The 12,066-nt window shown below is 59.2% G+C and carries 10 protein-coding genes and 1 pseudogene; 6 read left to right on the top strand and 5 right to left on the bottom strand.

Annotated elements, in window-relative coordinates; genetic code table 11:
• Window positions 1-292: 292 nt before the first annotated feature.
• The gene (locus IVB32_RS33150) at window positions 293-490 is read left to right on the top strand and encodes a hypothetical protein (RefSeq protein ID WP_247412738.1); all 198 of its coding nucleotides are present in this window, start codon (window positions 293-295) and stop codon (window positions 488-490) included.
• Window positions 491-1,504: 1,014 nt separating this feature from the next.
• On the opposite strand, the gene IVB32_RS33155 is transcribed toward IVB32_RS33150, so the two are convergent.
• Both IVB32_RS33155 and IVB32_RS33160 read right to left on the bottom strand, forming a co-directional pair.
• The gene (locus IVB32_RS33155) at window positions 1,505-1,783 is read right to left on the bottom strand and encodes an alkaline phosphatase family protein (RefSeq protein WP_247375718.1); all 279 of its coding nucleotides are present in this window, start codon (window positions 1,781-1,783) and stop codon (window positions 1,505-1,507) included.
• Between the two features lie 974 nt (window positions 1,784-2,757).
• A complete protein-coding gene (locus IVB32_RS33160) occupies window positions 2,758-4,170 on the bottom strand; it encodes an MATE family efflux transporter (RefSeq protein ID WP_247293746.1) in 1,413 nt (470 codons plus the stop codon).
• Between the two features lie 1,085 nt (window positions 4,171-5,255).
• Here IVB32_RS33160 and IVB32_RS33165 point away from each other — a divergent pair.
• A complete protein-coding gene (locus IVB32_RS33165; protein ID WP_247412739.1) occupies window positions 5,256-5,513 on the top strand; it encodes a hypothetical protein in 258 nt (85 codons plus the stop codon).
• A 98-nt stretch (window positions 5,514-5,611) separates the two neighbouring features.
• Window positions 5,612-5,817, top strand: a pseudogene (locus tag IVB32_RS33170) (cold-shock protein).
• A 487-nt stretch (window positions 5,818-6,304) separates the two neighbouring features.
• Here IVB32_RS33170 and IVB32_RS33175 read toward each other — a convergent pair.
• Window positions 6,305-6,985: an ABC transporter substrate-binding protein gene (locus tag IVB32_RS33175; protein ID WP_247412742.1), complete on the bottom strand. Its 681-nt coding sequence runs from the start codon at window positions 6,983-6,985 to the stop codon at window positions 6,305-6,307.
• A 511-nt stretch (window positions 6,986-7,496) separates the two neighbouring features.
• On the opposite strand from IVB32_RS33175, the gene IVB32_RS33180 reads away from it, so the two are divergent.
• From IVB32_RS33180 to IVB32_RS33190, 3 genes are all read left to right on the top strand, one after another.
• Window positions 7,497-8,696 carry a pyridoxal phosphate-dependent aminotransferase gene (locus IVB32_RS33180; RefSeq protein ID WP_247366733.1) on the top strand — a complete coding sequence of 400 codons (1,200 nt, stop codon included), beginning with the start codon at window positions 7,497-7,499 and terminating at the stop codon, window positions 8,694-8,696.
• A gap of 11 nt (window positions 8,697-8,707) precedes the next feature.
• Entirely contained in the window at window positions 8,708-9,430 is a 723-nt protein-coding gene (locus tag IVB32_RS33185) for an isocitrate lyase/phosphoenolpyruvate mutase family protein (protein WP_247412744.1), read from the top strand.
• Between the two features lie 424 nt (window positions 9,431-9,854).
• Entirely contained in the window at window positions 9,855-10,763 is a 909-nt protein-coding gene (locus IVB32_RS33190) for a LysR family transcriptional regulator (RefSeq protein ID WP_247412746.1), read from the top strand.
• Window positions 10,764-10,991: 228 nt separating this feature from the next.
• On the opposite strand, the gene IVB32_RS43200 is transcribed toward IVB32_RS33190, so the two are convergent.
• A complete protein-coding gene (locus IVB32_RS43200) occupies window positions 10,992-11,537 on the bottom strand; it encodes a DUF2285 domain-containing protein (RefSeq protein ID WP_346731126.1) in 546 nt (181 codons plus the stop codon).
• Window positions 11,538-11,583: 46 nt separating this feature from the next.
• On the bottom strand, window positions 11,584-11,844 hold the full coding sequence (locus tag IVB32_RS33200) for a DUF6499 domain-containing protein (protein WP_247412748.1): 261 nt from the start codon (window positions 11,842-11,844) through the stop codon (window positions 11,584-11,586).
• Between the last annotated feature and the right edge of the window lie 222 nt (window positions 11,845-12,066).

The following is a 12,066-nucleotide window of genomic DNA, read 5'->3' on the forward strand; positions in this document are numbered from 1 at the left end:
CGAGGCGAGATTCTGCCGTTCGATGTTATTGCCCTCGGTACACTTGTCGTTGTCGTGATAGACGCTTCGCGCACCAGGTTTCGTTGAATGAAATGGTGAAACTTTCGACATAAATCGGTCCCCGACGGAGATGGGTGCATTTGTTCGTATGTGGTAGCAAACATGGGGGTTTGAATTAGTGCAATGACTCTCGAGCCAGCGCTTAAATTTGGCGCTCCATCGAATTTTTCGACGAATTTCACCATCGATGACAGCAGACCGGCCCTTGCGGGACGCAGATCGAGCTTGAGTTATGTCAGTTGTTGGGGCGCCCCACGACGCGAGCAAAATCAAGATAGACTGCCTCACCGACCTGCACACGACGAAGGTGCTGCCGGTATGCACCGGGGAGCCCGATATTTCCTCGCACGATTGTGGGACTGGCGCGCCAAAGACGATGGCAGCGATCAGCTTTGTCGATCGGCAGTTGCGCCGCGTGCTCGATTGGTAGGAGGCTGAGGACGTCTCCCTTGGCGTGCACCTGATCGCCGCCCCCGATCATGGACATGTGACGGTGCATGCGCGGGCCGATCTATTTGAGACGCTCGAGGCTGCCGGGCTGCGGCCCGGCACCGGCGGCCGGGATCGATGCCACGTGATACCTGGCCAAGTCGGAGCAATTTACCTCGCCGAGCCATCGGACGCCGTTATCCGCCGCACAGTAGGATCGATGATCGAGCGGCCCTGGTGTGGTCCGGTGTTTACCGCCGGTGGCGCGGCCTATGGCATTGCGGCGGCAGCTTTGCCCGCCATTTGGTGTTCGCCGACCATGCCGATCGGCGGACATTCTGTTCTCGTTCCGGTCGGATGGCCTCGATCCATTTGGCCTTATGGGCCGCACCTGGAGTGCGGATGGGGCGGTCGGCTTCGGAGTGCACGGCGGGTGGCATGCCAACGAGATGTCGTCGGTCGGCATTTTGGCGGGACCGCTGATCGAAAAACGACTTCGTCTCGCAAGTTCCCTCAGGCATTTGCGACATTGCGCCGACAGTGCTCGGTCTTCTGGGCGTTTCGCGACGGGCAACGATGACCGGTCGTGCGCTCGCAGAGATCTTTATCGATGATGGACAGGACGTACCTCGTACGGTTGAAAAGATATGCGAGACCAGCAGCGGAAGGAGAGGATTGCGACGTCGGGCCGAATTTGAGGCCAGATTACGTCGAGGAACGCTGAAGTCAGGAAGGCTTGAGAGGCAAGATCTGGGTTGCCGGCGGGGGACGCCGCAGGCGTCGGCGCCAGCAGGGTCTCCACTTGTCTGAGCATCTCGGCGGAGGTCGCGATGCAAGGGAAGTGGCCGGAGAGCCTCACTTGTCCGAGCTTTCGAGCTTTATGGTTCAGCAGGCGCCTTGCCCCCGCCGAGTTGGAAGCGAGGACTGAGAAGGTCCTGCCGTTCGCCGCCAGGATCTCACCAAGTGATGGCACACCGAGTAAGATGGCCCTCGCTCGCGGCATCAAGGTGCTCGATCAGGCGCGCGTCGCTCGTGTCGACAGAGCGCGGTATGGGCGACTGCCTGTCGAGATATTGATCTCAATGATGCCGTGGCGATCCGGCGTCGCGCCAGTGACGAGGCTCGTGAGCGCTATTCGTGTTTCGCTGGGCGAGACGGTGCGCTGCCTGGCCAGCACCGCACCGCGGCGCTGCAGCCTGACCAGATTCGGCGTCAATGGTGGTTTGACGAGATCGGGTCGAAGCCCATCGAACAGCACGATGAGAACCCGATCCCGGTTCGGTCGGTCGGACATGTAAAGCTTTCCTCTAACTGGAACGTAGCGGACCGGGAGCGACCAGGACCTGGCTGGCGCAGCCCAGCGCCATCGACTTGGAGCCGAGGCTGATCGCTAGCGCGAGCGCAATGCGGGTATGGCGCTCTCAGCCATGCTGACCAAAGCCCGGCCAGCGCGACGGCCGCTCCCGAGCCGGGATTAGCGGCGTGCGAGCGCCAGCAGCTCTCCTCAGCTGTAGATCGGCCCGGCTTGTCTTGAACGGAGGCTGCGCTGTCAGTGGTTTGGTCTGATCACGATCGCCTGATGCACCTCTGCGGGCGCGGCGTGAAGCCACGGAATTCATCACAGGCCCCGAGGATCGCTCGAATCCGGCGAGGACGTCAGGTAGGATGTCCAGCAAGCAAGGGTAGCAAATGCCGCGTCCAGGAGAACCTGCTCGGCGCCCTAGCCGATCCTGATCTGGTCGACGTCGATTGAGCCAGCAAGCGTGACCGATGCTGCCGGCAGATCGTTTCGCCTGGCGGCTTGATTCCTGCGAAAGCGATGCATCTCGTGTGCTTGGCATTTCACAGCTGTGGCGGTCGCAGACACCGGTGGGCGTCTCGAAAACTGATATGCCCTGACTAAGCGTGATCGTATCGACGCCGGGTGCGCGGCCGCTGGGCTGCTCGATTTGCCGGCGTTGCTCTCGAAGCGAGGGACCCGTTGAGCCATTCTGGCAGGAGTGACAAGTTGGAAAGCCAAATCGCCAGGGACGCCGTGAGGATTCCTACTCGCACTCAAACGAGCTAACCACTTTGGCTATCGTTTTTTGAAATGAAATGATCGAAAAATATGATGCTAGTCGAGTTACTATCTCTTGTTATGTTATCCCTGCAGTCGCGCCGTGACGCGAAACCTTCAATTTTCAGTCCGGGCGTTCGCCCCGGTCACAACCGCACGGGCAAGCACCCCGACATATCGTCGCCGCTGGCATCAGTGATGCGCGCGCATCAGAGAGGGCGACTTGCTAAGTGGCGGAACCGCAGCACGAGGATCGCCGCATAGATTGTGAATCCGGTCGACAAGCCAATCCATATACCGACGGCCCCCAAACCGATCTTCAGACTGAGCCAATAGCTGAGGGAAAAGCCGATCGGCCACCAAGCAATAGTCGCAAACAGCAGCGGCACCCGCGTGTCCTTCAGCCCGCGCAGGCCGCCTGCCGTAATGCACTGGGCGGCGTCAGTGATAAAGAGGGTTGCGCCGACGATGAGGAGCGTTGCAGCGAGGCTGATCGTTGCCTCCGAATCGCGAGCCGTTCTGCCCAGAAACAGCTCCACGACCTCAAAACGCACGGTGATCAACGTAAGCGTTAGCGTTGTAGCTATGACCATACCGAGCAACATCGCCGCCAGATTCGCCCGCTTGACGCCTGCACGGTCGTCGCGGCCGGCGGCATGGCCAACGCGCATGGCAGCAGCCGTCCCAATGCCGAGATAAATCATAAACAGGGTCGAGGAAACCTGAACAACAATCTGGTGAGCGGCCAGTGCGCTGTTGCTGATCGAGCCCGCAACGAGCGACGTGGCTACAAATAGTCCCGACTCGATCAATGAAGCGATGGAGATCGGCGTCCCAAATGCGATGAGCTGCCGCATTGCGCGCCAATCGAAACGCCAGAGATCCGCAAGCACATGGTACTCACGGAACGGCCGGCGCAGTGCAGCGAACCACAAGCCCGCCAAAAACATGCCGCAGTTGACCAGCGTGGTCGCAAGACCTGCCCCGAACAGCTCCAACCGGGGCAGCCCAAGCTTCCCATAGGCCAGAATATAGACCAACAACGCATTGAGGGGGATGGCGGATAGCGTAATCCAGAAGACTGGCTGTGGCCGATTGACCCCACCCATGAAATTGCGGATAGCCAAAAACGCCAGTGCCGGAGCCGTGCCGAGGGCTAATCCGAAGAGGTATTGCTGGGCGAGCTGCGCCACATCTGGGGTCTGGCCCAAGGCAAGCAGTATTTGCTCTGCTCGCAGCGCCACAGCAATGATCGGGAATGACAGGATCAGGGCCAGCCATAGGCCCATGCGCAGCGAGCGCTGTACCGCGCCTAGATTATTTTCCCCAAACGCCCGCGCCGCCAAAGGCGCAATGGCACTTAGTAGTCCCACGCCGAATGTGACGCTAATGAGATAGAGCCGGCCTGCCAGCGCTGCCGCGGCGAGCGCCTCAGCGCTGATACGCCCGATGAAGGCAAGATCAGTCGTCATCATCGCAACCTGCGCAACCTGCGTCAGCACCATTGGCAACGCGAGCTTCGCGGTTTCGCCGAGCTCGATAGAGAAGCGACGGATAGCTGCCCGTCTCGTCCCTTCTGGTCGCCAGATTAATGCCGGCTTTGTCTTGGCTATCTTGTCCATATCATCAGGCCGCCGTTTGCCTCGGCGAACGAAATACCGCTCTTTCACGGAGTATTACGTTCTGACGTGAATTCGCGGTCAGCCTGCGATGCTGCTCGCGGGCAGCCTCGTGCGACCGCACGTTTAGACGCAAAAACGGACCACGGCTTGGCCACCGGGCTTCGACCAGCGCGGCGCCGATTTTCGCATCAATAAGCGCCAAGGAGAGGTTGCAAATGCCGCGCCAGAATTGGCCAATCACCGCAATCGTGCAATGGAAACGGCGCGCATCGGGATGGAGCCAGGTCGATCATAGAGGCGATTCATGCGCGGGCCACTGCGTTGATGCCAAAGATTGGAGGCCCGAAGTCGGACCCGATCCATGCCACGAACTGAAGACTTATCATCCCGCAAGCCATCCCTGCACTCCTGAGCAATCGATGGGATCTCGCTCTTCAACGCCGCCCATCTCACTCTTCAAAGCCCATGCCAACTGCGGCGAATTGAATAGATGCTCGCTCTTCTGCAAGCGGACTTGTCGGGAGATCGACAGCACGTCGCAAACAAGACAACCGGCATCGCCTGCTCACCGGGGAGAGGGCGGCGATGCGACCACATGACGAGCGTGATTTCATCCGTTAGGAGGACCTAGCGGGATTGACTCGTTTGCTCGGCTGGATCACAGACATCGATATGCAATCACATTGATGAGCTGCGTGGCCTCGATCCCAGGCTTGGCACCTTGGAAAATGACGTGCTCTCGACATTGGTGGCACAAGTTAGGAAGCCATAGACGTCGATCGTGACTTCCCCTTCCTGGGCCTTGCACGGGTTTGTCCAGGAAAGGCTGCATATGAATGCGGTACTGTGCTGCCTCGTTAGCCTTATTCGGCAAGGTTTTCGTTTGAAAGCGCTGATGTACGCTACCCGGCCGTGGCTAGTGCGGGTATCGTCGGGAGTTCCTTGAATCTTTGCGTGCGCATGTGAGCTTTCAGCTATCCATACTGAAGATACTTGCCGGCCAGCCGGGCGGCCGAGCCGCTCTTGAAGTCGTCAAACAGCACTTGGCCATCTTTTACACCAGCGGACCCGAGTGGGCAGCGCGCATGAAGCGCATCGCGAGCCGCGAGCCGAACCTCGACATCTTCGGACAAAAGCTCATCGACCGCGAGGTGGGATACTGGACCATCACTGGGGAGGGACGGAAGGTCCTTGAGGTCCTTGAGAAGCTCGATCGATGTGTGGCGCAAGGCCAGCCCGAGGCACAGGCCGATGAGCCAGCTGGCGATGAGCGACCGCCATTGCCGGCTGCGCCGCCACGACCGATGGCCCGCAGAAACCGCCCTGGGCGTAAACGGTTGTAGACGCGTGATGGGCGCTCAACGTGAGGGGTCGCGCGGACGTCCTTATGGTCAGGCAGTTCTTCGATTAGATCGCGGAACTTCAGTTTGGAAATAATGCAATGGCATTGGGGACTGTGAAGTGGTTCAACGCGGCCAAGAGATACGGCTTCACCAGCCAGAAGACGGGGGAGCTGGCCTCTTCGTTCACATCAGCGCGGTCGAGAAGGCCGGCTACACTGATCTCGCGGAAGGCGTGCGGGTCAGCTACGAGCTGATGGCTGGTCGTTCGGGCAAGACGAGCGCCGAAGATCTGCGCATCGGCTGATCGGTAGCCCTGAGGAATCTGCCAAGCTTTGGGGTTTCTGAATTAGCTTCTGGCTTGCGCGAGAAGCATGGACTCAGCAAATCTCCCGGCCTGAGGCCGTTTCCTGTCCGACGCACGATCAGCGGCGCGTATCGGAGCGCCGTGCGAGGCGCTTATCGGGATCGCATTCTCAAGCAGACATTGCAGTGAGGGATGCGACAAATCTCTCGGCCTGCTTCAAGCGCGAACACTGGATCCGCTGGTTCACTCCGTTGGACGCGCGAAGATCGATTTTGCCATATAGGCCGATCGGTAGCTCCCGGTTGTCGTTGAAGCGCCGGTCCGGGCCGCCCTTACGATTCGCGTAGCGCCAAGTCTGGTCTACGACAGTCGCGTGGCGGGCGGCGTCTCTTCCTCGATCAAGCGAGCGCTTCGAAACATGATTCAACGTCTTCGTAGCCGAACCCGGCAACAGTCTTGCCGGCACTAACCAGGATCGCGTCAGGTGTCAGATAGAACGCCTCTTTTCCGGGTCCGCTCGCTGGCGAGCAGGCCGTTCACGCGCGCGGAAAGCTCGGGAAGGATGCGCTATTCGATGCCATCGAACGGGGGAGCGACCGCCCCAATACGAATCGTGGGCAGCCAGCGAGACACGAATATCGAGCTTGTGGTCGACGAGCTTGTAAGGACTGCTTCCCACAGGGGCTGTGGTCCATCGCTCCCACGAGCCCGCCGCCACGAAGGCGCGCTGACTGACGATCTCCGATCCCCAAGCAGCCAAACGCTGCTCAAGGAGCGCGTCGCCGCCCTTGGCAATGACGATAAAAGGATCAACGATTTCGACTTTCTCGAGCCGATCAAGGCACTGAAGCGCCTGGGACATTCCGGGGCGTCGAGGTCCGAGCAGGTGGTCAGGACCAAGACTGAAGGCGACATCTTCGGCGGTCAAAGACGTTCCGTCATGGAAAGCCACTCCCTTGCGCAGGAACAGCCGCAGTGACTGCGCATTGATCCGCTCCCAACGCTCGGCCAAGCCGGGCCGTAGCGCCATATCATGGGCATGGTCGAAGGCGATCAGCGTTTCGAAAAGCTGTGGCATGGTCCGGCGAATGGCAGTATCGGTCGCTAAGACCGGGTCTAACGATCGCGGAAATCCGGACATGCCGACCTTGAGGCGGCGACGCGTCAATGTCTTAGGCTCACCCTCCACAGCACCGGCGCCTTGCTGGCCAACACGCTTGCGGCAACCGCGCCTGCGATGGCTTGCCGTCACGTCAGTTCGATATGGGTCATCACCCCCTCCGGTTCCACTTCCATTCCTACGGATGCCACGCCCGCGAATTCTTAGATCGGCACTGACATTGGCGGACCACCGAAATTGGGCGCTTGTGTCATCAGGCATATCCGCGATTGTGTACGACCTTAAAAACCTGAACTGCTGCGGCAGGATGACACTATCGAATAATTCGATGTAAGCTTGCGAAGATGCGATAGTTGGCACTTCTAACGCAGTCTGATGAAGAGGGAGAGCGAAGACGCAACGCGCTGCGAACGGCCCAACAGAGCCGCACGAAGAAGCGATACACTTATCGCAATCTACGATGATTTTATCCAATGCTGCGATCACCCGGTTAGTTTGGTCGTTCGCGTTCGGGTAGACGCCACGAAACCGCTCATTCGAAATCGAAGGATATTGCGTCTTGTCTCTCGTTTCAGAACGGCTCAAACTCGTCCGTCCCTCTCAAACCAAGGTCATGACGGCTCGCGCCGCCGAGCTGCGCGATCAGGGCGCCGACGTGATTACGCTTAGCCAGGGTGAGCCGGATTTCGACACGCCGTCCGCTATCTGTGAAGCTGGCATCCGAGCCATCCGCGACGGGAATACAAGATACACGGCGGCCGCCGGAATCAAGCCACTGCGGGCAGCGATCGGCGAGAGCCTCCGTCGCGATCATGGCCTCGATTACGGTATTGACCAGATCACGGTGGGCTGCGGCGCCAAGCAGGTCGTGTTCAACGCACTATTCGCTAGCCTCGATCCGGGCGACGAGGTTGTGATCCCAACGCCATGCTGGGTCTCCTATCCCGACATGGTGGCGCTGGCCGGCGGCAAGCCGGTGGTCGTCGCCTGCAGCGAACTCGATGGCTTTAAGCTCCGCCCTCGGGCGCTGGAGAAGGCGATCACGCCGCGCACCAAATGGTTGATGTTGAATTCGCCATGCAATCCGACCGGCGCAGTCTACAGCCGGGGTGATTTGCTCGCCCTCGCTGCGGTGTTGCACGAGCGTACCCATGTGCATGTGCTATCCGACGACATCTATGAAAAGCTCACCTACGGAGCCGACTTCGCAACAATGGCCGCAGTCGCGCCGGATCTCTACGAGCGCACCTTAACAGTCAACGGCGTGTCCAAAGCTGACGCGATGACCGGTTGGCGCGTCGGGTATGGTGCCGGACCTCTGGCGCTAATCAAGGCCATGAACCTCATCCAGGGCCAGACTTCTTCGCACACCAGCTCGATTTCTCAACATGCCGCGCTCGAGGCGCTGTCAGGGAGGCGGGACCATATCAAAGAGTTCGTGCGCGCGTTTTTGGAGCGCCGCGATCTTGTCGTCGCCAGGCTGAACCAGGCCAAGGGGCTTGCTTGCCGTGTGCCGGACGGTGCCTTTTATGTTTTCCCGTCCTGCAAGGGGGTTATCGGCAAGCGCACGCCGGACGCCAAGCTGATCGAAACAGACAGTGACTTTGCGATGTATTTGCTCGACGCTTTCGCCGTGGCTGTCGTGCCCGGCAGCAGCTTCATGGCCTCGCCCTATATCCGGATTTCCTATGCTTCCTCGTTCGAGGACCTCAACCGGGCCTGCGACCGAATCATCGCCGCCTGCGCGACCCTGTCCTGAAACCCAATCTGATGTCCCTGCCAAAAGCCTGCGCGCCCGCATGGCCGAGACTGGCCTGGTCCAAATCATGGCCGCCCACAGCCCATTTTCGGCGATTCTCGCGGGAAGAAGCCGGATTTGACGGACTGTGGGCGTCCGGCTTTGAGCTGTCTGTGCCTTATGGGCTGCAGGACACGAGCCTCATCTCAATGACACAGCATCTGGACATGCTGCGGGCGATCGCCGGACGCACGAGGCTGCCGATCGTCGCGGACATTGATGCGGGCTATGGCAATGCGATCAGTGTCATTCACACTATCACGGAATATGAGCGGGCCGGCGCCAACGCCGTTGTGATCGGCGAGGCCGCCATAACGGCCAGATCGGACCCTGATTTCCTCGTCATCGCCCGCACCGAAGCCTTGATTGCCAGCCTCGGCGAAGCGGAGGCCCTGCGTCCGGCGCGCGCGGAGGCTGGCGCGGACATGATCCTGATCCATTCGAAAATGACGAATCCTTCCGAGATCGAAAGCTTTTCGCGCGCCTGGATGGAAGCGGTGCCGCTGGTGATCGTGCCGAACGCCTACCCTGACCTCGAGTCCAAGCGGGTCAAAACGTTGGGCAATGTCAGCATGATGATCTTTGGCAATTACGGCATCCGTGCTGCTGCGAACGCCATGCAGGAGACCTCCCGACGGATCATCGATGACGGCGGCGTCCAGAACGTCTACGAAGGATATTCTGCCGGTGGATGAGACCATCAGAATCCAGAAATGCACGAGCTTAAGGTGGCTGAAGCTCGCTTCCTTCGCTGAACGCTGCGCTGATACTCTGTCGAGATTTGAGAAGAGAACTCAGGACCCCGCTCTGCTCCGGCGCACTCTAAACGCTCTTAAGATGTGGTCCTGTCGTCTAGACGACCCTCGATGTCGACTGCTCCATCAGCGGTTAGCCCGCTTGGCGGCACCTCGAGATCACCTCTTAAAAAACCGTCGACAGGAATCGGTAGTTGCGGGCCAGACCGCACGAACCGTAGCAAGTAGGCGGATTTTGCGCGTGAGAAATCGTTCATAAGCGGCAATCCGGCTACACACATCAAATAATGTGATGGAGCATTCATTTCCGGCAATGGCCCGCCGTGACAATCAGCGGACATTCCAGGATCTACCGGAGCAGAAAATGGCTGCCGAACACAATGAAGTGCCTCTCAATGCTATACGGGTGTTTGTGACCATTGCGCGCGAGGGAAGCGTGACGCGTGCAGCGAGCACATTGGGAACGACACAGAGCTCGGTCAGCCGTTATTTGGCTGTGTTACAAGACTACTTTGGCACCGATCTTGTGCAACGGCGAGGCCGGCGGAACGAATTGACTGAATTCGGAAGGCTCTTCGCGAACGCGGTTGCCGAACCGCTTGACACAGTGTGTTTCACCGCGAAAAGGATGCGGCGTAGGATCCGAACGGACGCTAATCGACTCGTGGTCCACACGTCTCTTTCCACCTTCGCATACTCCTTTCTGATTCCGAATCTCCAGGCGTTCTCTGCGGAGACGGGCGGCGTAGTCGTCGACGTGATCAGTTCATTGTCTCCGCCGAGATCCTCGGACAATTTCGACATCTTGCTCACTCGCGATCTTTGTATCGCTGAACCGGCCGACGATTGGGCGATCTACAATGAGACGCTCGTATGCGTAGGTTCTCCAAATCATGTCATGGGAAAAACGCTCTCAACTGTCCATTCAACGCCAATTCTGAACATCACATCGCGGCCCGACATACTGCCAACATGGCTTAGGGCCATGAACCTTTCCGCAAAGGACATCAAGTTGGGGGCGCGATACGATCATAATTACCTTGCTTTGCCGGCCGTCATGACCGGAAAATGCCTGCTTGTGGCGCCTGAAATTATCGTCAGCGATCTCGTGCGGACAGGGGCGCTCCATGTGATACCAGGATCGCGCACTTCAAGTGGCATGCAGTATCGGGCGTATGCTGTGGACCGAAGTGACAATCCCGAGATCGCTCGTGCCTTTTGCCGATGGGTCGCTCGGCTCTGCAAAAGGGCCGCAATTCCGGAAGGCGCCTAACTGCGTATTCGGTCCTGGCAGAAGTTCGATAGGTGCTTTGAATAATGCTAGCACGTCCATTTGCGCGTGCGGACGTTCCCGATCGACGGCGAGGCTCGTTTTTAGGCGAGTACCGCGGCCAACCCGCAGTGGAAAACGCCAACCGCGGCTTGCTAGAACCCTCCGCCTTCAAGCCGGCCGACTACAATCGTCTTGTGAGATATCAGGGCCGCACCATAAACCAAAAGCTCAGGACGCCTCGCCCCTGTCTTTGCGGTTGCGACGGAGCAATGCGCGATAGCCGCCTCGCATGAGACGCAGCCCCGCCCGGACCAGGCGAATGGTCCGGCTGCGGAGATGGTCTGCTTTCCAACCGCGATCGGGAATACGATGGTTGCCGAATAGGCCTCTCGCGATTTCGCGGTAGCTGTTTCCTTCCAAGGACCCATCGACTGCACGCAAGGCGAGGATAAGCCGTTGACGGGTCAAGATTGGCAGCGTCAGAGGGGGTGGTCCGATGGGCCGCCGTTCAAGCGCCAGCCAAAGTCGATGAGCTGCCCGCACACGAACCTCGAAATTGCGATCGATCGGCAGGTCGACAGCAACCGAGGAGCCCACCGGTGGCAGTTCTGCTAGCCAAAGGCGATGCTTCGCTCCTCCGAGCGTCACGATGGCATGCCATCCATCCTGCGCGCAACGAAGCTCGCTATCCACTAGTATGCTGGAATCCAGGTCGTACCGTTTGGACGCCGCCGGGCGGACAGCTGCGCGCACGGACAGCACGGTCGACAGCACTTCAGGCGCCCAGAAAATGGCTTGTTGGTCGGACGTCTTTTGCGGATCAGCTGCGAAAAGACAGCCCCCATCGCTGTCGAAAGTGGTCCGCCATCGCGCTGGATCGTTCGCTGGCGGCCAGGGCCATATAGTCTCTTTGGTACTCGCAATTGCGGCGCAGCCATTCCCAGGCCATGTCCGCAGCTTCTGCTTTCTTGGCGTCAGGATAGGCTTCCTCTGATTTCCAGTCAGCACCTGGCATCGTACCACTTCCCCGTATGTTCTTTAACGCACCTGGACGGAATTGCAGCCCGACAAATGTGACCATTTATGGTTGCGCAAACCCAGATATTCGCCGTTAAACGAAGTTACGCGATGGGACGATCTAACTTTGCGATCGGACATCAACAGAAGTGACGTCCGTTTCGAAGGCATTCATTCCTCGCCGTTCGGCCAACCGCGCTGCAGGAGACGCCGAAAGCCGTGACGCGCCGCCCATTTGGCGCGAGCCATATGACTTTCAAAAGTACGGCGGGCGCGATCCGGATCC

The sequence above is a fragment of the Bradyrhizobium sp. 23 genome (assembly GCF_023073295.1).
GTDB classification, from domain to species: Bacteria; Pseudomonadota; Alphaproteobacteria; order Rhizobiales; family Xanthobacteraceae; genus Bradyrhizobium; species Bradyrhizobium canariense_D.